The sequence below is a fragment of the Actinoplanes sp. NPDC023936 genome, from assembly GCF_040639325.1.
GTDB lineage: Bacteria > Actinomycetota > Actinomycetes > Mycobacteriales > Micromonosporaceae > Actinoplanes.
The window spans coordinates 222818-245792 of the sequence record NZ_JBEZZR010000001.1; the positions used below are offsets into that span (position 1 = coordinate 222818).

The following is a 22975-nucleotide window of genomic DNA, read 5'->3' on the forward strand; positions in this document are numbered from 1 at the left end:
GCTGTCGATCACCGGCCGGACTGCCAGAGGCTGTTGTCAGCCGATGCCGATGTTGTTGTGGGCGCTCACCGGCATGTAGTAGCGGTTTCCGTCGAAGACGGCGTCGTAGCCGTTGACCAGGAGGTTGGCCAGCGACTGCGGCGGGGGGATCGGGCCGTTGCGGCACTCGGCCCAGCCGTTGAGGTCGGTCGTCGCCTCGCACATCGGGAACCGCTCCCCGGTGGTGACGAAGTTGACGATCAGGTTGGGCACGGGACGGCCGCCGACCGTGATGAACCGGGCCCGCAGGCCGAGGGTCTCCCGGGCGATGATGTCCATGGTGCCGTAGTAGGCAGTCGCGATGAGACGCTGCCGCTGGAAAGTAGGAGCGGCCTGAGCCGGTGCCGGGTTCGCTGCGACAAGGGCTGCCACAGCGGCCGCGGCGGCGAGCCACCGCTTGGTGATGTGCTTCATGGCGCAGAAAACTAGGCGATCCGGCGACCTAACACCAAAACGCCGCACTCACGAGTGGCCGATGACTACCGAATCGGGTCAACATTCGTAACCCTTTCCGTTCCGATGCGTTTCCTGCGCGTCGAGCGGCGCCGGCGGCGGCATCGCTGATGTTTGGCGGCGGGGTGTGCTGTGAATCATCGACCTCCCCCCGACACCTTCCGAATGCCGTGCCGTTGAGTAGGAGTGAACCGCGCCTGAGAAAGATATCGAGGTTTATTCAAAGAATGAATTGATAGAAATTTTCGGCTTCGTGAGCCGCCGGTGATGCCGGTGAGTATCAGCAGCTCAGAGCTGGGTCGACCCCATCCGGGTGACGCCATGGGAAAGATCTTCTCGATCGTGATCACATGCTCTAGCTTCTTGTACGATCAGGCTGCGACGTCCGGGTAGGAGTCCCGGAAGGCGTTAGCCCTTGCTCATTAGCGCCACCGCCGGCGGTCGTTCATCGGCGAGGTCGGCGCTTTTCTGCTCTCTTTCCGGTCGGGCCTAACGGGTACCGCAAGCATGGGGACATCAGTGGATATAGCGATCGTCGGCCTTTCCTGCCGTTTTCCGGGCGCTCGCGACGTTACCGAGTTCTGGACGAACTCGTTGAACGCGGCCCATCATTTCCGGCCGGTTCCGGCCGAACGGTGGAATCACGACAGCTTCTTCTCGACCAACTACCGGGACAAGTACTCCACCTACACCGACCGGGTGGCGTTCCTCGAGGACGTGGAGCAGTTCGCGGCCCTGCACCACCGCGTTCCGCCGCGCCGGGCGAAGGCCATGGACCCGCAGCACCGGCTGCTCGTCGACCTGGCCCGGGAAGCGGTGCAGGACGCCGGCTGGGAGCGGACCGATTTCGACCGCGCCCGTACCGGCGTGTTCGTGGGGCTCAGCTCGTCGGACTACCGGGAGATCGCCGGGGCCCGGATCACCGCGACGATGCTGGCCGACGGCTCGCTGCCGGCCGGCGCGTACGACGAGGCGCTGCTCGCGGCCACCGCCGAGGCGGCCGCAGCGATCGAGCCCCCGCAGTCGTTCTCGCTCGCCGGCAACCTGCTCAACATGGCGCCCTGCACGGTGTCCGAACTGCTCGACCTCGGCGGCCCGTCGTTCGCCGTGGACGCCGCCTGCTCCTCCGCGCTCGTCGCCCTGCACGAGGCGATCAACCACCTGCGCACCGGCTCCTGCACCACGGCGCTGGTCGGCGGGGTCTTCATCAACATGACGCCGAGCGCGCTGATCGGTTTCTCCCGGGTGGGCGCGCTCTCCTCGGACGGCGTCTGCCGTCCCTTCGACGTCCGCGCCGACGGCTTCGTGCTCGGTGAGGGCGGATCTCTCGCGGTGCTGCGCCCGCTGGACGACGCGCTCGCGGCGGGCGACCGGATCTATGCGGTGATCAACGGGATCGGCACGGCCAACGACGGCCGCGGCGCCGGGCCGATGACGCCGTTCCCGGAGGGTCAGGAGGCGGCCATGCGCGCCGCGTACCGGGACGCCGGGCTGGAAGCCGGCGCCATCGACTTCCTCGAGGCGCACGGCACCGGCACGGCGGTGGGTGACCGGGTCGAGGTGGAGGCGATCCGGCGGCTGCGCGCGGACGTGACCGACCGGCCCTGTTACCTCTCCTCCGGCAAGGCGACCATCGGGCACACGATGCCGGCCGCCGGCGCTGCCGGGATCATGCGCGCCGCGCTGGCGCTGCACCACACCACGGTGCCGCCGCAGCCCGCGATCACCGAGAACCCCAACCTGCCGCTGACCGCCGCCGGCCTGGCGATCACCACTGCGGCGCGGGAGTGGCCGGAGGTCCCCGGCGACCGGCGTCGTGCCGGTGTCAACTCGTTCGGGTTCGGCGGGACCAACGTGCACGCGGTGCTCAGCGAGGCCCCGAGCCCACTGGGCCTGGGCGAGGACACCGGTGCGGAGGGCCGGCCGTGGATGGTGCTCATCACGGCGGGCACTGTCGAGCTGCTCTCCACGTACGCCAAGCGTCTCTCCACCATGGTCTCCACCGACCCGGCCCTGACGCCCGCCGCGGTGGCCCGGACCATGGCCACGCGCGAAGCGCTCCCGGCCCGCCTGGCGGTGATGTGCCGCACGCGAGCGGAGCTCGCGGCGCGTCTGGCGCTCGCCGCACAGGAACTCGGCGCCGGCGCCCTCGGCAGGCTGGGCCCCGGCCTGTACGCCGCCGAAGCGCCGTTGGACGCGGAGGAGCGCAAGCTCGCGTTCCTCTTCCCCGGACAGGGCTCGCTGCGCCCCGGCGTGCTGCGCGACCTGGTCGAGCGGTTCCCGCTCTTCGCCCGGTACGCCGGCCCGCTCGCCGACACCGTCGACAAGCGCACCGGCACCTCGGTCTCCGACCTGCTCTGCGAGAACCCGGGACCGGGCGCCGAGGCGCAGGTCAGCGACACCCGGATCTGCCAGCCCGGACTTGGCGTCGCCGGGATCAGCATGGCCCAGCTGCTCGCCGACTGCGGTGTCATGCCGGACGTCGCCCTCGGCCACAGCGTCGGCGAGCTGGTCGCCGCGGTGGCCGCCGGCGCGCTCTCCCCGGACGACGGCCTCGACTTCCTGATCGAGCGCGGCGCAGCCGTGACCGCGGGGCAGGAGCCGGCGCCCGGAACGATGGCCGCGATCAAGGCGGACGCGGCTGCCTTCGAGGAGCTGCGGTCGGGCATCCGCGGGGTCTGGGCGGGGTGCTACAACCACCCGGCGCAGACCGTCGCGAGCGGCCACCGGGAAGCCGTCGCGCACCTGCTGGACCGCTGCCGTACCCGGGGGATCTCGGCGGTCGAGCTGCGGGTGTCGCACGCGTTCCACTCGCCGCTGCTGGCCGAGGTGGACGGCCGGATCGCCGAATACACCGCGGACCTGGCGGTTCGTGCACCCGGTGTGCGGTTCGTGTCCAGCGTCGACCCGGAGGCGGCGGCGGAGCCGGACCAGCTGCGCGCGCTGTGGAGCCGGCACATCTCGTCGCCGGTGCTCTTCCGCGACGCGGTCGACACGGCCGTTGCCGCGGGCGCCCGGATCCTGGTCCAGGTCTGCGCCGGCGACGCCTTGCTCGGCATGGCCGCGCAGATCCCGGCCACCGCGAGGCTCAGCAAGATCGCGTTGATGCCGGCCGAGCCGGACGACGGGTACGCGCTGCTCGAAGGCCTGGGACGGCTCGCCGTCGCCGGTGTGCCGGTGGATCTGACACCGCTGTTCACCGGTCTCGGCGTACCCCTGCTGACCCTGCCGCCGTCGCCGCTCGCCACTCAGTACTACTCGATCCGCCGGACCGTCGAGGAAGCCGGTCCGCGCCTCGTCACCACCGCGCTGGAGCGTTCGGCGCTGCCCGCCGGGGAGATCGAACTTTGCCTGCCGGAGCGCTCGGCGCCTCCGGTCGCCACCAGAAATGGAGATCCGACGCCAGTGAACGACGTCATTTCGTTGATGCGGGAACAGCTCGCCGTTCTGCGCAACATCGGTGTGGAGCCGATCCGGGCCATCGCCGCACCGGCCCTCGAAGAAGCCGCGCCCGCGCCGGTCGTCCGGGCGGTCCCGGAACCCGAGCCGGCGGCCAAGCGGGCCGTGGTGCCGGCGCAGAAGACCGGGCCGAACGACCTCGGCGCGATCGTGGCCGAGCTCGCGAAGATCATTGGCTCGATCAGCGCGTACCCGTCCGACCTGGTCCGTGCCGAGCAGTCGTTCGCCGACGACCTCGGATTCGACTCGATCATGATCTCGGAGCTGCTCACCGCGATGCGGCGGCGCTGGCCGGACGTGGACGTGGACCCGGCCGACATGTTCGAGGTGCACAAGGTCGGCGAGCTCGCGCAGCTGCTGTCCGCGGCCCTCGGCGGCAACAGCGCGCCGGCCGCCGTCTCGCCGCCGCCCGCGCCGCCGCAGCACGCCGCCCCGGTCGTGCCGGTGCCGGAGCGTGCCCTGGTGGCGCCGCCGCGCAAGGAGGTCGCCGACGTGGCCGCCCTGCCCGAGGTCGTGGAGTTCCGGCAGCGTGGCGCGATGATGGAGCGGATGGTGCAGGTCGCCAACCCGTACTTCATCGTCCACGAGGGCGGGATCGGCCGGGCCACCACGGTCGGCGGCCGGCAGCTGATCTCCTTCTCCAGCTACAACTACCTCGGCCTGGCCGGGCACCCGATGGTCGCGTACGCGGTGAAGGAGGCCGTCGACCGGTACGGCTCCTCGGTCTCGGCGGCCCGGATCCTCTCCGGCAACCGGGCCCTGCACGACGAGCTGGACCGGGCCCTGGCCGAGTTCGTCGGCTGCGAGGACGCGATCACCATGATCGGCGGCCACGCCACCAACGTCAGCGTGATCGGCCACCTGGTCGGCCCCGAGGACCTGATCGTGCACGACGCGCTCGCGCACGACAGCATCCTGCAGGGCTGCCGGCTCTCCGGCGCCAGCCGCCAGCCGTTCGCCCACCAGGACTACGCGGCCCTGGACGAGCTGCTCACCACCACCCGTGACCGGTACCGCCGGGTGCTGATCGTGGTCGAGGGCGTCTACAGCATGGACGGCGACATCTGTGACCTGCCGGCCCTGATCGCGCTCAAGAAGAAGCACAGCGCGCTGCTGATGGTCGACGAGGCGCACAGCATCGGCGTGCTCGGCGCCCGCGGCGGTGGCGTCGGCGAGCACTTCGGCGTCGAGCGCACCGACGTGGACGTCTGGATGGGCACGCTGTCCAAGTCCCTGGCGAGCTGCGGCGGCTACATCGCCGGCCGGCACGAGCTGATCGACTACATGCGGTACACGCTGCCCGGTTACATCTTCAGCGCCGGCATGAGCCCGGCGAACGCCGCCGCGGCGCTGGCCGCCCTGCACATCCTCCGCGAGGAGCCGCAGCGGCTCGCCGCGCTGCACAACAACGCCGGTACGTTCCTGCGGCTCGCCAAGGAGGCCGGAGTCAACACCGGAAGCGCCGTCGGCACGCCCGTCGTCCCGGCGATCACCGGTGACTCGATCAAGGCGCTGCTCCTCGCCGACATGCTGTTCCAGAACGGGGTCAGCGCGAACCCGATCCTGTACCCGGCGGTCAAGGAGAAGATGGCCCGGCTGCGGTTCTTCGTGACCGCCGAGCACACCACGGCCGACATCGAGAAGACCGTGGACCTGCTGGCCCGCAACCTCGACCCGGCCACACTGTCGCAGTCCGTGTGAGCGCGGAATGACATCGGTAACCCCTCGCCCGGCCACCACCGGCCGGCGCGTCCCGACCACCGGCCCGGCTACCGGGCCGGTGGTCCGGCTCGTCACCCGCCGCCCGAAATCGGTCCTGATCACCGCGCTGCTGATCGCGGTGGCCGCCATCGTGTTCAGCGGTGATCTGGTCGGGGCCCTGAAGACCGGCGGTTTCGACGATCCGAGCTCGGAGTCGGTACGCGGCCAGCAGTCGCTCGCCCAGCACTTCCGCGCCGCCGACCCGAACCTCGTCGTCATGCTCGAGAAGCCGGGCGGCGACGTGGACGACGTGGACGTCCGCACGGTCGCCGACCAGGTGACGCAGCGGCTGACCGGCACCGAGGGCGTGAGCGTGGTCGGCTCGTACTGGGCCGGCCGGGCTCCGCAGCTGGCCGGGCGCGACCGGGACAAGGGCATCATCCTGGCCCGCGTCGACGGTGACGAGGACACCAGCGCGGCGCGGGTCAAGGATCTCCATGAGCTCGCCGGGCGTACCGGTGAGGTGACTGTCGGGTTCGGTGGGATAACCCAGGTCAACAACGACATCAACGCCCAGGTCACCACGGACCTGGCGCACGCCGAGGCGATCGCGGTGCCGATCACGCTGATCCTGCTGCTGCTCGTCTTCGGGACGGTGTGGGCGGCCGGGGCGCCGCTGCTGATCGGCCTCTTCTCGATCGTCACGACCCTCGGCACGCTGCGGCTGCTGGCGGTCTTCACCGACGTATCGGTCTTCGCGGTGAACATGGCGACGGCGCTGGGGCTGGGCCTGGCCGTCGACTACAGCCTGCTGTTCGTCTCCCGGTACCGGGAGCAGCGGCTCCGCGACCCGGACAACATCACGGCGCTGGCGGCGACGATGCGTACCGCCGGGTCCACCGTGGTGTTCAGCGCGGCCACCGTGGCGGTCGCGCTCTGCAGCCTGCTGGTGTTCCCGCAGTACTTCCTGCGGTCGTTCGCCTACGCCGGGATCGCCGTCGTGATCGCCACGGTCTGCGCCGCGCTGATGGTGCTGCCGGCGCTGCTGGTGCTGCTCGGGGACCGGATCGACAAGTGGCCGGTGCTGCGCCGGCGGCCGGCCGTCGGTGGGCACGCGCCGTTCTGGGGACGGGTCGCCGCGGAGGTGATGCGCCGGCCGTTCCGGAGCGCCGTACCGGTGATCCTGTTCCTGATCGCGCTCGCGCTGCCGTTCACCCACATCAAGTTCGGCATCGCCGACGACCGGGTGCTGCCCAAGGACGCGGAGAGCCGGGTCGTCGCGGACGCGTTGCGCACCGAGTTCGCCGGCACCGGCAGCGGCGCCACGGTGATCGTCGCCGACGGCTGGGGCACCGGGACCAACGGCATCAAGCGGGCCGCCGTCTACGCGGCCCGGCTCTCCCGGGTCGAGGGGGTGAGCCGGGTGGACAGCATGGCCGGGACGTTCGTGCGCGGCGCCGCGGCGCCGGAGCTGATCACGAGGCATCCGCGCACGTTCGCGTCCGGGAAGCTGGCCACCTATTTCTCGGTGCTCAGCGATGTGGAGCCGTACTCGGACTCCGGCGCCGACCTGGCTCGTGCGATCCGGGACGTGCCGGTCCCGGCGGGCGTCCCGGTCATGACCACCGGTCCGGCCGCGCAGCTGGTCGACATCACCGCCTCGATCGGCGGGCGGCTGCCGCACGCGCTGATCCTGATCGCCTGCACCACGTTCGCGCTGCTGTTCCTGCTCACCGGCAGCGTGCTCCTGCCGCTCAAGGCCCTGGTCTTCAACCTGCTCACGATGAGCTCGGTCTTCGGCGTCGCGGTCTGGATCTTCCAGGACGGCAACCTGTCCGAGCTGCTCGGATTCACCGCGACACCGCTGACCGTGGCGATCCCGGTGCTGCTGTTCTGCGTGGCGTTCGGGCTCTCGATGGACTACGAGGTGTTCGTGCTGTCCCGGATCATCGAACGGCATCGGCAGGGCGCCGATCTGCGTACCTCGGTGGTGGAAGGCCTGTCCCGCAGCGGCCGGGTGATCAGCGCGGCCGCCGCGATCCTGTCGGTGTCGTTCCTGGCCATGCTGGTGTCCGGGGTGTCGTTCATCCAGTTCTTCGGCCTCTGCGCGGCGCTGGCGATCATCCTGGACGCGCTGCTGGTCCGACCGGTGCTGGTGCCGGCGTTCATGCGGCTGCTCGGCCGCTGGAACTGGTGGGCGCCCGGTCCGCTGCGGGCCCTGCACGCCCGGATGGGTCTGCGCGAGCACGGCTGAGGTCGAGGGGTCCGGCCAGGGCCGGCCGGTTTTTGTCGGACCCCTCCGATACAACTACGCCCCATGAGCATCCCCTACGAGCGCCGCAGCTCGGCGCCCGTCATCGAGCCAGTGCGATCGCGGAAACTGGCGAAAGTGCCCTTTCTCGAGCTCGCCGAGGGCCGGCTGCAGGGCGTGGTGTCGAGCGGGTCCGACGTCTCCCGGGTCTACGTCTCCTCGATCACCGCGGGCGACCACGGCCTGAGCTGCCACACCAACAACAACCGCCCGTGCGGCGGCCTCAGCGGCGCCCACCCGTGCAACCACCTGCGCTCGCTGCTGGCCGAGGCCACCCTGCAGTACGGCGCGGCCCGCGTCGCGCGATACCTGAAGGTCGAGGTCGCCGAGGGCGCTGACCTGATCACCGGCCTGCACCCGGCCGCCGCGCCGAACCGGGCGGCCGAGGTGTTCAGCAGCTTCCTGCGGCACCTCTCCTACCTGGAGCTGCCGGCGACCACCGACCCGCTGCCCGACCTGCAGTGGTTCCCGGCGGCCGGGGCGGTGCGCTGATGCTCGCCGACGCCCTGCGTGCCGAGCCCGCCGGCCTGAGCGAGGCGCTCGTCCTGGTCGACGGCCTCGACGACGTGCTCGTGCACGGCCTGGCCCGGATCGACGAGGAGCGCGCCGCGTCGCTGACGTCGCTGACCGCCGCGTTCGCCGGCTCGCCGCTCGCCGACCGGGTGGCCGACTCGATCGGCAAGATCGTCGCTGGGACGGTCACCGACGAGCACCTGGCGGTCCTGGCCGGCGCGCGCACCGCGCTGCTCGGCGCCGCGCACGATGCCCTGCTCGGCACGCTGGCCCGCAAGAGGCTGCCGTCGCCCGCTCCGGCTGAGGCCGCGGCCTTCGTCGCCGGCGGCAGCCGGTCCTGGCTGCGGGAGCTGGCGATCGCCGGTTGGCGCGGCGTCGACCACGAGCTCGCCGCGGCCGGCTCGCCGACCGTGCAGGCGTTGCTCGCCGATCCGGCGGCCCGCCGCCTCGCGGTGCTGCTCGACGGTTTCGCCGCCGAGCTCCGGACGGCCGCGCCGGTCGCCACCCTGGATCGTGTCCCGGCCCGGCGCTGGGCCGACCTCTGGTCCCGCGCCCTGCTGCTCTCCCAGGACGGGTTCCCCGCCGATTCCGGCGAGCCGGTCGACGGGCGGTTCCTGCTGCTCGGCGCCGACCTGCACGAGCACCCCACGATCTTCCAGGCGCAGGCGCACGGTCTGCTGGAGACGGCCGGCGGCGAGGTCCGCCTGGTGCGTACCGCGGTGGCCGCACCGAAAGTGGAGACCATCACCGGTCCGTCCGCCTGGCGGATGCTCGCGGCGTTCCCGATCTTCCGGGCCGCCCTGGCCGAGCATCGGTCGGTCGAGGTCAGCGGTCTCGTCCTGACCGGCGGCGGCGACCTGATCTGGGACGAGTCGCGGGTCACCGCCGGCGAGCCGGCCGACCCGTTCGCCACCGCCCGGGTCCGGCTCGACGCGGCGGCGGCAGCGTCCCTCCCGCCGCTCGACCGGCACCCGGCCGCGGTCGCCGAGCCGGTGCTGCTGGAGGGTTACACCGCCGGTGCCGACGGCTTCGACCTCGGCGGCGTCACCCTGGCGCTCGACCTGGACCGGCTGCCCGCCGCCGGCCCGCTCACCCCGGCCCTGATCGCCGCGTCCACCGCCTGTCTCGGGCTGCTGCGCTGGGACGCCGGCCGATGGGCGCTCCAGCCGCTCGCCGTGCAGGCCACTGTGAAACGGAAAGCGGTGGCGGTGCACGCCGGTGACTGGGCGCTCGGCCCGCTCGACGCGAAGGCCGCGAAGGCAGAGGCGGTCGCCGGCACGGCCGTCGACGTGCTGCGCGAGCGCGCGGGAAGGCTGCTGCGCAAATGAGCACCGCGGAAAATCGGCGTCAGGTGCTGTACTGGCGGCTGCTGGCCCGGCTCTTCGATCCCGAGGAGCAGGCCGCGCTGGAAAGTGGCAGCGTGGCGATCGTCGGCGATCTGGACCTGCCGGCCGCGCTGCTCGACCCGGCCGTCTCGGTCGACACCGTGGTGCAGCGCTTCCCGCACCTCGAGGCGGAGTTCGACGGCCTGCTCAGCGGGGCGGGCGACGATCGGGAGGGTGAGGTCCGCCGGGCCGCGCTCGTCTCCAAGCTGCTGCTCAACGTCTTCGGCACCGGCTCCGGCAACGTCACGGCCGGTCAGCTGGCCCGCTGGCAGTCGGACGCGGGCTGGTTCGAGCGGTCCCTCGGCTGCACCCCCGGCTCGTTGCGCGGTCGTGCCGCGGCCGCCGGCGCGGGCGCTCCGTCGGCGGGCGCTCCGGCGGGCGGCGGCTCGCCGGGCGGCGCTTCCCCGGGCGGCGGTTCGCCGGGTGGGTCTTCGCCGGGCGGCGCCGCGCCGGGCGGCGGTGGGGCCGGCGTCGGGACCGGGCCGGGCAACGGGTTCGACGTCGACCTCGCTCCTGTGCTCGCCGCCATCGAGGCCGACCTGGTCAGCCGGATGCGGCTGCGCGAGGTGCTGGCCGACCCCGCCCTCGCCAAGCAGCTCACTCCGAGCATGTCGCTGATCGAGCAACTGCTCCGCGACAAGGACAACCTGGACGGCGTGGCGCTCGCCAACGCCAAGGCGCTGATCCGGCGTTTCGTCGACGAGGTGGCCGAGGTGCTGCGCACCCAGGTCGCGCAGGCCAGCACCGGGACGATCGACCGGTCCATCCCGCCGAAACGCGTCTACCGCAACCTCGACATCAACCGCACGATCTGGAAGAACCTGCCGAACTGGGACCCGGCCGAGGAGCGCCTCTACGTCGACCGGCTCTACTACAAGCAGACCGCGAAACGGATCACCCCGGCCCGGCTGATCGTGGTGGTGGACCAGTCCGGCTCGATGGTCGACGCGATGGTGAACTGCACGATCCTCGCCTCGATCTTCGCCGGCCTGCCCAAGGTCGACGTGCACCTGATCGCCTATGACACCCGTGCGCTCGACCTGACGCCGTGGGTGCACGATCCGTTCGAGGTGCTGCTGCGCACTCAGCTGGGCGGCGGGACGGACGGCACCGTCGCGCTCGACCTGGCCCGGCCGAAAATCGCCGACCCGCGCAACACCGTGGTCGTCTGGATCTCCGACTTCTACGAGTGGAAGGAACAGGCCGTCTTCGACGGGATGGCCGCCATCCACCGCTCCGGCGCTCGCTTCATCCCGGTCGGCTCCGTCAGCAGCGGCGGCCAGCAGAGCGTCAACCCCTGGTTCCGCCAGCGTTTCAAAGACCAGGGCACGCCGGTGCTCTCCGGTCGCATCAAGAAGCTCGTCACCGAGCTGAAGAACTTCCTCGCCTTCTAGGAGACACCCCCATGAGTGACATGCTGCGCGCCCCCGCCGAGATCAAGTACGCCGAGGAGCTGGACTGGCTCGAGTCGATCGACGACGGCCCGAAACCGTTCTCCTGGCGGCTCAGCCCGAAAATGGTGCGCCTGTTCATCCTCGGCTCGGAGCGCGCCGACGGCCTCGACCGGGAGGTCAGCCAGAAATGGTTCGGTGACCGCAGCTTCGTCGAGCGGTCCATCGTCACCCTCGCCTCCGACCGCGGCCTGCTCCTGATCGGCGACCCGGGCACCGGCAAGAGCTGGCTCGCCGAGCTGCTCGCCGCCGCGATCAGCCGCAACTCCACGCTCGTCGTGCAGGGCACCGCCGGCACCACCGAGGACCACATCAAGTACTCCTGGAACGTCTCGATGGTCATCGCGAAAGGCCAGTCCCGCGCCTCGATGATCCCGTCGCCGATCATGACGGCGATGGAGGGTGGCGTGATCGGCCGCTTCGAGGAGCTGACCCGCTCCACCAGCGACGTGCAGGACGCGCTGATCTCGATCCTCTCCGAGAAGTACGTCTCCATTCCCGAGCTGGACTCCGACAACATCGTCTTCGCCAGGCCGGGCTTCTCGATCATCGCGACCGCGAACAGCCGGGACCGGGGCGTCAACGACCTCTCCTCCGCGCTCAAGCGCCGCTTCAACTTCGTCCGCATCCCGGTGATGACCAACAAGAAGAGCGAGGCCGAGATCGTCCGGTTCCGCACCGAGGAACTGCTGCGCCGGCACAACATCGAGCTGGAGGTCCCGCCCACCCTGCTCGACGTGCTGCTGCAGAGCTTCGCCGACCTGCGTGCCGCCGCCGGCGCGGCGACCAGCGACGAGGAGCGCCTGGAGTCGGCGCTCTCCACCGCCGAGCAGATCGGCGTGCTGGAGGACGCGATCCTGCACAGCAACTTCTTCGGCGCCAGGGCGCTCAGTGCCGAGACGCTGGCCGGCTCCCTGGTCGGCTCGCTGGCCCGGCGCAGCCCGGAGGACCTGGCGATCCTCAACAAGTACTGGCACGGCGTGGTCGAGCCGCGCAGCCGGGAGCACGGCGGGGAGTGGGACGGCTTCCTCGAAGGCGGCCGCCAGGCGATCGCGACGCTGTCGTGAGCCGGCCCTTCGACGCGCTGCGGGAGCAGCTGCTCGGAGCGGCCGAAGCCCTCGCGGACGGCCCGGCGGCCCTGCCGGAGATCCTGGCCGGGATGGTCGACGACGTCGATCACGCGCTGCGCGAGCCGCTGGAGATCTTCCCGGTCTGCCACCATTCGCCGGCCTCGGCGCTGGCGATGGCCCGCCGCCTGCGGGAGAAACAGCCCAAGGTGATCTACCTGGAGCTCTGCGAGGACCTCGCACCGCTCCTCACCGAGCTGCGGAACTGCCGGCTGCCGGTGGCGCTGCAGGCGTTCGCCTCCGAGTTGGACGGCTTCCCGAAGGAGTCAGCGCCGCTCAGCGTGGTCGCGCCGATCACCGAGGCGTCCGCCGAGTACCAGGCGATCGCGTACGCGCTGGACACCCCCGGCGTCGAGCTGGTGCTCGTCGACAGGTCCACCGACCACGTCTTCCAGTGGCAGCCGGACGTCTCGGCGTCCACCGGTGAGGACGATCTGCACGGTGACGCGGTCGGGGTGGAGATCGGCGACCTGCGGCCGCGCTTCGCCGAGCTGGAGGAGCACCTGCTGCACCACGGCCGGGTCCGGCACTGGTCCGAGTGGTGGGAGCAGTACGTCGAGCAGCCGCTGGCCGGGGCCGATCACGACACGTACCGGCAGGTCATGGTCATGATCGGCAGCCTGTTCCGCCGGCTCGCGCCGCACGACAGCCGGCGGTTCGCGATCGACGAGGACCGCGAGCGCTACATGTGGACCCGGATCCGGGAGCATCTCGCGCGAAGCGGCGCCGACCGGGCCGACTGCCTCTACATCTGCGGCGCCTTCCACGCGTCGAGCCGGGTCCCCGAGGCCGGCTCGGCGCCGGGCACACCCGACTTCGCGATCACCGAGCGGACCGCGACGACATGGCTCTACGGGCTCATTCCGTCCAGCCACTCGGCGATCGAGGCGCAGTTCGGGCTGGCGCCGGGATCGGTGTCGATCGCGGCCGCCGCCTGGCAGAAATCGCTGCTGCGCACCCGGGTGAAACCGTTCTCGCTGACCGGTCAGAAAAGCGGGCGCAAGAAGACACCGGCGCTCCCCGCGGCGGTCGCCTCCGGGCCGGTCACCGACCAGCTCAGCGGCTACCTCACCGGGCCGGCGGCGCTGGACGCCCTGGACGAGGGGGAGCTGCGAGGCTGGTGCGTCGACATCGTCCGGCTGGCCCGCCGCAACGGCTACCTGGCGAGCACGGCGGACGCGATCGCGGTGTTCGAGACGTCGGTGCTGCTGGCCGGGATGCGCGGGCGGCGGCGGCCCACGCCGTACGACTTTCAGGACGCGGCGGTCACCTGCATCGAGAAGGAGACCGTGCCGGGACGGCGTGACGTGCGCCGGCTCTGCGAGATCCTGCTCGGCGGCGACCGGATCGGCCAGGTGGGGTACGCCGCCCTCCCGCCGCTGGCCCGCGACGTCTACGACCGTCTCGCGCCGCTCGGGCTCAACCTCGAACAGCGGACCATCCAGCGCGCCCTGCTCGACCTGGCCGCGCGGCCCGAGCTGACCGCCTGCTCCCAGCTGCTCTGGATGCTCCGCTACCTGCTGCCCGACCAGGCGGTCCGGCCGATCATGGGCTCACGACGGCTCGGCGAGAAACACATCCAGGAGAGCTGGGACCTCGACCTCGGCCGCCACCAGCGCACGATCATCGAGCTGGGCTACGAGGGCGTCACCGTCGAGCAGGTCCTGGAACAGCGGCTGCGCCGGTCCGCCTGGGACCCGAAAGCCACCGCCGCCACCGCGCTCAAGGCCGTCGAGGACTCGCTGCTCTTCCTGCGCAGCCCGCGCCTCACCGACGAACTCGGCACCCGGGCGGTGGAACTGCTCGCCGCCGAGCGCACTGTCGACGACGCGCCCGCCGTGCTGCGCCGCATCCGCCGGCTGATGGCCCACTACCGGGCCACCGAACCGGCGCTCCCGGCCTGGTGCGAGCGGTTCGTCACGGAAGGTTACGCGCACTACTGCACCCTGCTGCCGACCGCGTTCGTGGCCGACGACACCGGCGTGCGGCAGGTCGGCGCGATGCTCGGCTTCCTGTTCAGCATGGAGAGCCTCGCGCTGTCGCTCGGCTGCGACCGCACCCAGCTGGAGCTCGCGGTCCGGCAGTCCCATCCGGAGACGCCGGCGAAACTGGCCCTGCTCTGGGCGGCGCGCCACCAGCTGGGTGCCCTGCCGCTGGCCGACCTCCGGGTACGCGTCGACGAGCTGCTCGCCAACCCCCTGGTGGTGCCCGCGGTCCCGCAGTACGTGAGCGGGTTCGTCCAGGCGCTCGAACCGGTGCCGAGGCTGGCGCCGTTCGTCGTCGAGACCCTGTCGAAAGCGTTCGGGCGGCTGCCCGACCCGGTCCTGCTCCCGTGGCTGCCCACGCTGATCACGACGCTGAAATCGCAGGCCGCGGAGCTGGTCCCGGTGCTGACCCGGGAAGCGGGGCGCACGTTCCCGGCGACCCTGGCCGGTATCGACGCGTGGACACCGCCGTGGAGGTCCCGCCCGGCGCCGGCCGGGGGTGCGCCGGCCGGTCCGGCGGTCCGGGGCGGTGGCCCGGCCGGGGTGCTGCTGGCCGCTCACCCGGAGGCGGCGGACGGGGTCGCGGCCCTGCTCGGCATCGCGGGGGAGTGGTCGGCGCCGGATGTGACAGTGCTCGATATGACAGTGCGCGATATGGCAGTGCCCGATACGGCCGTGCCCGGGACAGCCGCGCTGGAGTCGGCCGCCGGCGGTCTGCTCACCCGGCACCCGGAGACAGCGGAGGCGCTGGACATGATGATGAACGCCTGACCGGGCCCGAGGCCTCGGCGGCGGGAAGCGGGGCTGCATGTGCCGCCTCCCGCCGCCGAGAGCTTCCCCCGGGCGTCGTGACCCCCTGGCTCAGCCGCGATCACGCTCGGCTCAGCCGCGATCACGCTCGGCTCAGCGGCGATCACGCTCGGCTCAGCCGCGATCACGTCCGGCTCAGAGGACCGCGCAGGCCGTGCCGTTCACGGTGAAGGCGGCCGGGGCCGGATTGCTGCCGGTCCGGCTGCCCAGGAAGCCGACCGAGGCGGACCCGCCCGGAGCGAGGGTGCCGTTCCACGAAGCGTTGGTCACGGTCACGGCGGCGCCGGACTGGGTGACCGAACCGTTCCAGAGCTGCGCGATCCGCTGCCCACCGGCGAATTGCCAGGCCAGCGACCAGCCGCTGACGGCGGCCGCGCCGGTGTTGGCGACAGTCACCTCGCCCTGGAACCCGCCCGACCAGCTCCCGGTCACCCGATACGTCACCGAACACCCCGCCACCCCGGCCGACGGCGAAACCGACCCGGACGGCGAGACCGACCCGGACGGCGAGACCGACCCCGACGGCGAGACCGACCCCGACGGCGAGACGCCGATCTTGGAAGGGTCGACCACGCCCCAATACGCCGGCTTGGCCTGCAGCCTCGTGTCGAACAGCAGCGGCGCGTCCTTGCGGGTCACCGGGAACGTGTCAAGCCACGTGTTGTCGTCCGCCAGACCCCACAGCGTCACCGAGGTGATCTCCGAGGCGTACCTGCGGAAGAGCGCGAACATGTCCCGGTACACGTACGCCTGCTGGAGAAGACGGTCGGCCGGCGGGGCCGGGAAGCTCTCCCCACTGCCTGTGTAGATGCTGACGTCCATCTCGGTGACCTGCTGCTCGACGCCGAGCGGCACGAACTTCTGGATCATCGCCTCGGTCTCGGCGAGCGTGGGCCAGCTGACGTTGATGTGCATCTGGTGCCCGACGCCGTCGATCGGCACGCCCTCCGAACGAAGCTGGGCGACCAGGGCGTACAGCTTGTCGCGCTTCGCCGGGACGTTCGTGTTGTAGTCGTTGATGAACAGCTTCGCGTCCGGCAGCACGTCCCGGGCCACCCGGAACGCGGTGCGGATGTAGTCCAGCCCGGCCACGTTGTACCAGTCGCTGCGCCGCAGCCCGTCGGACTGGTTCTCGTCGATCACCTCGTTGACCACGTCCCAGGCCGCGATCGTGTCGCCGTAGTGGCCGGCGACGTTGCGGATGTGGTTCTCCAGGCGGGCCAGCAGCAGTTCCTTGTCCTCCGCGCTGGCGGTCATCGGCTGGCCGTCGGCGCCGGTGAACACCCAGGACGGCGTCTGGTTGTGCCACACCAGGGTGTGCCCGCGGACGGCGAGGTCGTTCGCCGTGGCGTACGCGATCAGCGGGTCGGCCTGCGCGTACGTGAAGGTGTTCTCGCTCGGCTCGGTGGCGTCCCATTTGAGGGCGTTTCCGGGGGTGACCGAGGCGAAGTGGCGGGAGAGCAGCAGACCGTGGTCGCCGATGATCTCCGCGCCGGTGATCGCGGCGCCGACCGGGAACTCGTCGACCACGTCCCGTACCGCCGGGATGTCGGTCTGGATCGGCAACGCCGGCACGTACGACACCGTCACGTCGTCGATGTGGAAGTCACCGGTCGTCGACCCGGTCTCCAGATAGATCCGCAGGAAGTCGACGTCGGCCGCGAGCGTGTACCGGCCGGTCAGGTTCACCCAGCCGCCCGCCGTCACCGCCGTGTTGCCGACCACCTGGTCGTAGGCGGCGACGCCACCGCTGCGCCGTTCCACACTGAGCCGGGCGTTGTCCGAGCCGGACGTCAGCCGTACCCAAGCGGAGATCGTGTAGGCGGTGCCCTTCTCGAACACGCCGAGCACGTCGAGTGACGGCCCCTGCCAGGCGGCGGTGCGTCCGGTGACCGCGAGACTGCCGGCGCCGCCGTGCGCGGCGGCGGTGCTGTGCGTGACGGTCTCCGCGGCGCGACCGGTCCAGCCCTGTGCGGTGCCGTCCTCGAAGTCGCTGGTGAGCACGGTGATCGGAGCGGGATCGTCGGCCGCGCTGGCGGTGGTGGTGGCGACGGTGACTGCGGCGAGAGGAGCCGCGACCAGCAGGGTGGTCACGGCCAGCCGCGCGAGTGCGCGCATCTGCGTGGTCCTTCGCGTTCGGGGGTACGCCTGAAGCGTCCGGGGTGCGCCTGAAGCCTCCGGGGGGTACGCCTGAAGCTTCCGGGGGTATGCGGATGACGAAGTGATGAACATCGTTACATGGGAGCGCTCCCAGGACAATGGAGTAACGCGACCGTTTCCGGCGACGCTCAACAAGTGAGGCCTCGAACGGAAAGGAGCTGACATGCGACCCATCGACAGCGACGACAACTTCCCCGGAGTCACCGCCGGACCGGGCACCTGGTCGCACCAGTTGCGCCGATGGTTGCGGCGCTGGCGGTCCCGCCGCTGAGCGCCGATGCCCGCTATGGGCGGGCACCACACGGGTGCGAATCCTTAGATAGCTGACAAACCACCCCGGCCGGAACCCTTATTACCTTGTATAGCCCCATTTGCGTACGGGAAACCGTCAGAGGACTCATGGCGAATTCCTAGGAATCGCTTTTAGATTCAAGGAATGGACAGTCTGGCGGTCGTGTCGTGATGACCGTGCTCCGCCCGGAGGGAGTCCCGTCACCGGACCCCGCCCGGGAGGAGCCGGAGAAAGCCGAGAAGCCGGAGACACGGGGAGCCCGGTGGAACACGCCGGAGCGGCGCCGCAAGGTGCTCCTCGGTGCGGCCCTCCTCTGGGCTGTGGCGATCACCGCGTTCGTCCTCGTACCCGATCGGGGTGAAACCGAAAGCCCTGCCGCGGCCGCCCCCTCGGCCGCGCCCTCCGCCTCGGCCGCGCCTCTCACCGTCGCCGAGGTCTCCCGGGCGCTGACCCCCTCGGTGGTGCTGATCGAGACGACCGGCCACGACTCGCAGAACCATCTCGAGGCCGGCACCGGCACCGGAGTGATCGTCAACGCGGACGGGACCATCCTCACCGCCCTGCACGTGGTCGACGGCGCCGAGGCGATCCGGGTCACCTACGCCGACGGCACCCGTGCGGCGGCCTCGATCGCCAGCAAGGACGCTGATCAGGACATTGCCACCATCGCACCGGACAAGCTGCCGGAGACGCTGGTGCCGGCCGTGCTCGGCGGCGGCGTGGCGGTCGGCGACGACGTGGTGGCGATCGGCAACCCGCTCGGTCTCGCCTGGAGCACCAGCAGCGGCGTCGTCTCCGGGCTGGACCGCAAGCTCGACCGGGACGCGTCCGGCGACATCGAGGGCCTGATCCAGTTCGACGCGGCGGTCAACCCGGGCAACTCCGGCGGACCGCTGATCAACACGCGGGGGCAGGTGGTCGGCATCGTCGTGGCGCTGGCCAACCCGACCGACGCGGGCACCTTCATCGGCATCGGCTTCGCGGTCCCGATCGGCGCGGCCCTCGGTGGTGGCGGCGACGGCGACGGACAAGCACCGCCCCTCTGAGCCGCACCGCCCCTCTGAGACATAAGGACGGACATCCCACATGAGCTGGACCGACGCACCGGCGGCCACCGCCGGCCCGATCGAGAAGGTGCTCTACGAGGTCAAGAAGACCATCGTGGGCCAGGACATCCTGCTCGAACGGCTGATCGTGGCGCTGCTGGCCCGTGGGCACATCCTGGTCGAGGGCGTCCCGGGGCTGGCCAAGACCCTCGCCGTGAAATCCCTGGCCGAGGCGATCGGCGGTGACTTCCACCGGGTCCAGTTCACCCCCGACCTGGTGCCCGCGGACATCGTCGGCACCCGGGTCTACCACCAGCCCACCGGTGAGTTCCAGGTTCAGCTCGGCCCGGTCTTCACCAACCTGCTGCTCGCCGACGAGATCAACCGCGCGCCGGCCAAGGTGCAGTCCGCGCTGCTGGAGACGATGCAGGAGCGGCAGGTCACGATCGGCCGCGAGACGCACAAGCTGCCGAACCCGTTCCTCGTGATGGCGACGCAGAACCCGATCGAGAGCGAGGGCGTCTACCCGCTCCCCGAGGCGCAGGTCGACCGCTTCATGATGAAGGTGGTGGTCGGCTACCCGTCGCCGACCGAGGAGTTCGTGGTGGTCGAGCGGGCGCTCGCCCCGGCCGCCGTGATCCAGGAGATCATCAACCCGGAGACGCTCGTCGCGCTGCAGCAGGAGGCCGACCGGGTCTACGTCGACCCGTCGCTGATCGACTTCGCGGTGCAGCTCGCGCACGCCACCCGTGAGCCGGGCCGGGTCGGGCTCACCGACCTCGCGAGGTATGTGACGTTCGGCGCCAGTCCCCGGTCGTCGATCAGCCTGGTGCTGGCCGGCCGGGCGCTCGCCTTCATCCGCGGCCGGGAGTACGTGGTGCCCGAGGACCTCAGCGACCTCGCCCTCGACGTGCTGCGGCACCGCCTCGTGCTCTCCTACGAGGCGCTCTCCGACGAGGTCACCCCCGACCTGATCATCTCGAAGATCCTGGCGAATCTGTCGTTCCCCGAGCCGCGGGGCCGCTGACCTCATGATCTCAGAGTCCGGTTTTGCCTCGGGTTCTCCCCGGCGGGGTGTCACAGCTCCGGACCGGCTGCTGCGGCGCCTCGAGTGGAAGCTCGGGCGTCGCCTGGACGGGCGCCTGCAGGGCGCGTACCGCACGGTGTGGCACGGCACCGGGCTCGACTTCACCGACCTGCGGGCGTACACGCCGGAGGACGACGTCCGGCACATCGACTGGAACGTCACGGCACGCACCGACGAGCCGCACATCCGGCAGTACACCGAGGACCGCGAGATGACCGCGTGGTTCGTCATCGACAGGTCCGCCTCGATGCGGTTCGGCGGACATGACGGCAAGGCGTCGATCGCCGCCGAGCTGGCGGTCAGCCTGGCCCGGCTCGTCGCGCAGGGCGGCAACAAAGTGGGCGCGATCCTGTTCGACAACGCGGACAAGAAGGTCGTTGCCCCTCGGGGCGGGCGGGATCAGATCCTGCGGCTCGCGCGCGAGCTCACCTCGCCTTCGGGATCACGAAAAATCGGCACGACAACCGATCTGAGCGAAATGCTGAGGCTCGCCGCCACCACCACATCGCTGCGCCGCAGCCTGGTCTTCGTGATGTCCGACTTCATCGGGGATCCGGGCTGGGAGCGGTCGCTCGCGATGCTCACCCACCGCCACGAGGTCGTGGTGATCCGGGTGGTCGACCCGGCGGAGCTGGAGCTGCCGGATCTCGGCCTGGTGCTCGTCGAGGACGCCGAGACCGGTGAGCAGGTGCTCGTCGACACGAGTGATCCGCTGCTGCGTGGCCGGCTCGCCGAGCAGGTCGGCGCACGTGAGCAGGCACTCGCCGAGGGCATGCGCAAGGCCGGGGTGAACCCGCACCGGGTCACCACCGACCAGGATCTGCTCGCCGTGCTGATCGACATGGTCAGGCGGTCCGGGCGATGAGCTTCCACTACCCGCTGCTGCTCCTGGTCGCCGTGCTGGTGACCGGGGCGGCGATCTACGCGTACCTGATGGTGCAGCGCCGCCGGGCCGCCGCCCTCACCGCGGCCGGGTTCGGCACGATGGCCGGCGGCGGTCTGCGCCGGCACCTGCCCTACGCGCTGCTGCTCGCCGCATTGCCGATCATGTTGGCCGGGCTGGCCCGCCCGCAGGCCGAGGTGTCCGTGCCGCGGGTCTCCGGGACCGTGCTGCTCGCCTTCGACGTCTCCAACAGCATGTCCGCGACCGACGTCACGCCGAGCCGGCTCGGCGCCGCGCAGACCGCGGCCGCCGAATTCGTCGAGGAACAGCCGGACACCGTGGACGTCGGCGTGCTGGTCTTCGGTGACCAGGCGCTGCTCACCCAGGAGCCGACGGACGACCACGCGGCCGCGGTCGCCGCCATCCAGCGGGTCAAGGCGAGCGGCGGCACGTCGCTGGGCCAGGCCATCCTGGTCGGCCTCAGCACGATCACCGGCAAGCCGGTGTCGCTGGACGCGCCGGCTGGAACGAATCTTGGATATTGGCCGTCGGCGACGATCGTGGTCTTCTCCGACGGCGAGGAGACCGGTGGGCCCGACGTGCAGGCCGCCGCCGAGCTCGCGGCCGCCGCCGGGGTGCACATCCAGACCGTCGGTGTCGGCACCGCGCAGGGCGGCACCGTCGAGGTGGACGGCTTCCAGCTCGGCACCGCGCTCGACGAGTCGCTGCTCACCTCGATCGCCCAGGTCACCGGCGGCACCTATCACGCGGCCGGTGACGCGGCCACGCTCGCCGACACCACCAAGTCGATCGACCTGCGGCTGACCACGGAGAAGGAGCCGCTGGAGCTGACCGCGCCGTTCGCCGCGGCGGCCCTGCTCCTGCTGACGCTCGGCGGCCTGCTGAGCACCCGCTGGCACGGAAGGATCGTCTGATGTCGCTGAGCTGGCCGTGGGCACTGCTCGCGCTCGGAGTCGTGCCGTTGCTGCTCGCCGCCCGCTGGTGGCTGAACCGGCGCCGCAAACGAACCGCGATCACCGTCTCCAGCGTCGCGCTGATCCGCGCCGCCCTGCCCGGCCGCACCGCGTGGCGCCGCCGCATCCCGGTCTACCTGTTCCTCGCCGGCCTGCTCGCCCTGGCCGGCGCGGTCGCCAGGCCACAGGCGTCCATCGCCGTGCCGTCGAACAGCACCACGATCCTGCTGGCCATCGACGTCTCCGGCTCGATGTGCAACACCGACATCGCCCCCAACCGCCTCGCCGTCGCCACCGACGCGGCCCGCGGCTTCGTCGAGGCCCAGGAGGGCGAAACCAAGATCGGCCTGGTCGCGTTCTCCGGCATCGCCGGCCTGCTGGTCGCCCCGACCACCGACAAACAGTCCCTGCTCGACGCGATCGACACCCTCAAGACCGCCCGGGGCACCGCGATCGGCCAGGCCATCCTCACGTCCGTCGACGCGATCGCCGAGATCAACCCGGACGTGGCGGCCACCGGCGTCGATCTCGGCGACCCCGCCCAGCCCTCGTCGCCGCAGGACTACGAGCCGGACACCATCGTCGTCCTCACCGACGGCTCCAACACCACAGGCGTCGATCCGGTCACCGCCGCCCAGGAAGCCGCCGCCCGCCGCCTGCGCGTCTACACGATCGGCTTCGGCACCACCGAACCGCAGCAACTGGTCTGCACCGCCGACCAGGTGAGCGGCGACACACCCTTCGGCGGCAACGGTTTCGGCGGAGGCGGCAACGGGTTCGGCGGCGGTCTCGGCGGCGGCCGGGGCGGCGCACGCGAGATCGACGAGGAGGCGCTGACCCAGGTGGCCGACCTGACCGGCGGCCGTTACTTCAAGGCCGAGGACGCCGAACAGCTCACCGACGTGCTCGGCGACCTGCCCCGCGAGTTCGGCCTCACCAGGCAGAACGTGGAGATCTCGGTCTGGTTCATGCTGGTCGGTCTCCTGCTGGTCACCAGCGGCGCCGGCCTGTCCCTCTAGTGGAACAGAGGTCCGTCGCCCGCGACCCCCGCAAGGGTACGAGCCACACCCACCCAACCGCACGTGACCGGTCCCGCCACCCCCGGTGACTGACGTCCCTTCCGCCGGCGCCCCCAGCCGCCGGCCCCGGCGTCCCGCCCAGCCCGGCGGTCCCGCCCAGCTCGGTGGTCCCGCTGAGCTCGGCGATGCCGCCCAACTCGGCGGTCCCGCTCAGTCCAGCGGTCCCGCCGAGCCGGCCGTCCCACTTGGTGGGGTCTGTCCGGCTTGGTCGGTCCAGCGT

14 protein-coding genes are annotated in these 22975 nt (G+C 71.3%); 12 read left to right on the plus strand and 2 right to left on the minus strand.

Translation table 11 applies throughout. The features are described from left to right. Positions 1-36: 36 nt before the first annotated feature. Positions 37-453 (minus strand): hypothetical protein, encoded by a 417-nt coding sequence (locus AB0F72_RS01070; protein ID WP_360423085.1) that lies wholly within the window; start codon positions 451-453, stop codon positions 37-39. Between the two features lie 546 nt (positions 454-999). Here AB0F72_RS01070 and AB0F72_RS01075 point away from each other — a divergent pair. The 7 genes from AB0F72_RS01075 to AB0F72_RS01105 all read left to right on the plus strand — a co-directional run bounded on the left by AB0F72_RS01075 (position 1000) and on the right by AB0F72_RS01105 (position 15195). Further along, positions 1000-5652 carry an aminotransferase class I/II-fold pyridoxal phosphate-dependent enzyme gene (locus AB0F72_RS01075; RefSeq protein WP_360423088.1) on the plus strand — a complete coding sequence of 1551 codons (4653 nt, stop codon included), beginning with the start codon at positions 1000-1002 and terminating at the stop codon, positions 5650-5652. A 7-nt stretch (positions 5653-5659) separates the two neighbouring features. Next, positions 5660-7906, plus strand: coding sequence for an MMPL family transporter (locus AB0F72_RS01080; protein ID WP_360423091.1), 2247 nt, complete (start codon positions 5660-5662; stop codon positions 7904-7906). Positions 7907-7969: 63 nt separating this feature from the next. Beyond that, positions 7970-8455 (plus strand): hypothetical protein, encoded by a 486-nt coding sequence (locus tag AB0F72_RS01085; protein WP_360423094.1) that lies wholly within the window; start codon positions 7970-7972, stop codon positions 8453-8455. Then, positions 8455-9804, plus strand: coding sequence for a hypothetical protein (locus AB0F72_RS01090; RefSeq protein ID WP_360423097.1), 1350 nt, complete (start codon positions 8455-8457; stop codon positions 9802-9804). The genes AB0F72_RS01085 and AB0F72_RS01090 overlap by 1 nt, the downstream gene beginning before the upstream one ends. Then, positions 9801-11255 (plus strand): VWA domain-containing protein, encoded by a 1455-nt coding sequence (locus AB0F72_RS01095; protein ID WP_360423100.1) that lies wholly within the window; start codon positions 9801-9803, stop codon positions 11253-11255. Before AB0F72_RS01090 ends, AB0F72_RS01095 begins: the two co-directional genes overlap by 4 nt. An 11-nt stretch (positions 11256-11266) precedes the next feature. Next, on the plus strand, positions 11267-12379 hold the full coding sequence (locus AB0F72_RS01100; RefSeq protein WP_360423103.1) for an AAA family ATPase: 1113 nt from the start codon (positions 11267-11269) through the stop codon (positions 12377-12379). Continuing rightward, positions 12376-15195 (plus strand): hypothetical protein, encoded by a 2820-nt coding sequence (locus AB0F72_RS01105; RefSeq protein ID WP_360423105.1) that lies wholly within the window; start codon positions 12376-12378, stop codon positions 15193-15195. The genes AB0F72_RS01100 and AB0F72_RS01105 overlap by 4 nt, the downstream gene beginning before the upstream one ends. 174 nt (positions 15196-15369) lie before the next feature. Here the strand turns inward: AB0F72_RS01105 and AB0F72_RS01110 are convergent, their stop codons facing one another. Next, positions 15370-17352: an endo-1,4-beta-xylanase gene (locus AB0F72_RS01110; RefSeq protein WP_360423107.1), complete on the minus strand. Its 1983-nt coding sequence runs from the start codon at positions 17350-17352 to the stop codon at positions 15370-15372. A 504-nt stretch (positions 17353-17856) separates the two neighbouring features. Here AB0F72_RS01110 and AB0F72_RS01115 point away from each other — a divergent pair. Genes AB0F72_RS01115 through AB0F72_RS01135 form a run of 5 tightly spaced genes read left to right on the plus strand, consistent with a single transcriptional unit; the run spans position 17857 to position 22695 of the window. Beyond that, complete coding sequence (locus tag AB0F72_RS01115; RefSeq protein ID WP_360423109.1) at positions 17857-18732, plus strand: trypsin-like peptidase domain-containing protein; 876 nt, start codon at positions 17857-17859, stop codon at positions 18730-18732. Positions 18733-18772: 40 nt separating this feature from the next. Continuing rightward, the gene (locus tag AB0F72_RS01120) at positions 18773-19759 is read left to right on the plus strand and encodes a MoxR family ATPase (protein ID WP_360423112.1); all 987 of its coding nucleotides are present in this window, start codon (positions 18773-18775) and stop codon (positions 19757-19759) included. Positions 19760-19763: 4 nt separating this feature from the next. Continuing rightward, positions 19764-20684 (plus strand): DUF58 domain-containing protein, encoded by a 921-nt coding sequence (locus AB0F72_RS01125; RefSeq protein ID WP_360423115.1) that lies wholly within the window; start codon positions 19764-19766, stop codon positions 20682-20684. Continuing rightward, entirely contained in the window at positions 20681-21637 is a 957-nt protein-coding gene (locus AB0F72_RS01130) for a VWA domain-containing protein (protein WP_360423118.1), read from the plus strand. Before AB0F72_RS01125 ends, AB0F72_RS01130 begins: the two co-directional genes overlap by 4 nt. Beyond that, positions 21637-22695, plus strand: coding sequence for a VWA domain-containing protein (locus tag AB0F72_RS01135; RefSeq protein WP_360423121.1), 1059 nt, complete (start codon positions 21637-21639; stop codon positions 22693-22695). The genes AB0F72_RS01130 and AB0F72_RS01135 overlap by 1 nt, the downstream gene beginning before the upstream one ends. The last annotated feature ends 280 nt before the right edge of the window (positions 22696-22975 follow it).

Bases quoted from the DNA above. Each gene is read 5' to 3' on its own strand.
- AB0F72_RS01070 (WP_360423085.1), bottom strand. From the start codon at position 453: ATGAAGCACATCACCAAGCGGTGGCTCGCCGCCGCGGCCGCTGTGGCA.
- AB0F72_RS01075 (WP_360423088.1), top strand. From the start codon at position 1,000: ATGGGGACATCAGTGGATATAGCGATCGTCGGCCTTTCCTGCCGTTTT.
- AB0F72_RS01080 (WP_360423091.1), top strand. From the start codon at position 5,660: ATGACATCGGTAACCCCTCGCCCGGCCACCACCGGCCGGCGCGTCCCG.
- AB0F72_RS01085 (WP_360423094.1), top strand. From the start codon at position 7,970: ATGAGCATCCCCTACGAGCGCCGCAGCTCGGCGCCCGTCATCGAGCCA.
- AB0F72_RS01090 (WP_360423097.1), top strand. From the start codon at position 8,455: ATGCTCGCCGACGCCCTGCGTGCCGAGCCCGCCGGCCTGAGCGAGGCG.
- AB0F72_RS01095 (WP_360423100.1), top strand. From the start codon at position 9,801: ATGAGCACCGCGGAAAATCGGCGTCAGGTGCTGTACTGGCGGCTGCTG.
- AB0F72_RS01100 (WP_360423103.1), top strand. From the start codon at position 11,267: ATGAGTGACATGCTGCGCGCCCCCGCCGAGATCAAGTACGCCGAGGAG.
- AB0F72_RS01110 (WP_360423107.1), bottom strand. From the start codon at position 17,352: ATGCGCGCACTCGCGCGGCTGGCCGTGACCACCCTGCTGGTCGCGGCT.
- AB0F72_RS01115 (WP_360423109.1), top strand. From the start codon at position 17,857: ATGACCGTGCTCCGCCCGGAGGGAGTCCCGTCACCGGACCCCGCCCGG.
- AB0F72_RS01120 (WP_360423112.1), top strand. From the start codon at position 18,773: ATGAGCTGGACCGACGCACCGGCGGCCACCGCCGGCCCGATCGAGAAG.
- AB0F72_RS01125 (WP_360423115.1), top strand. From the start codon at position 19,764: ATGATCTCAGAGTCCGGTTTTGCCTCGGGTTCTCCCCGGCGGGGTGTC.
- AB0F72_RS01130 (WP_360423118.1), top strand. From the start codon at position 20,681: ATGAGCTTCCACTACCCGCTGCTGCTCCTGGTCGCCGTGCTGGTGACC.
- AB0F72_RS01135 (WP_360423121.1), top strand. From the start codon at position 21,637: ATGTCGCTGAGCTGGCCGTGGGCACTGCTCGCGCTCGGAGTCGTGCCG.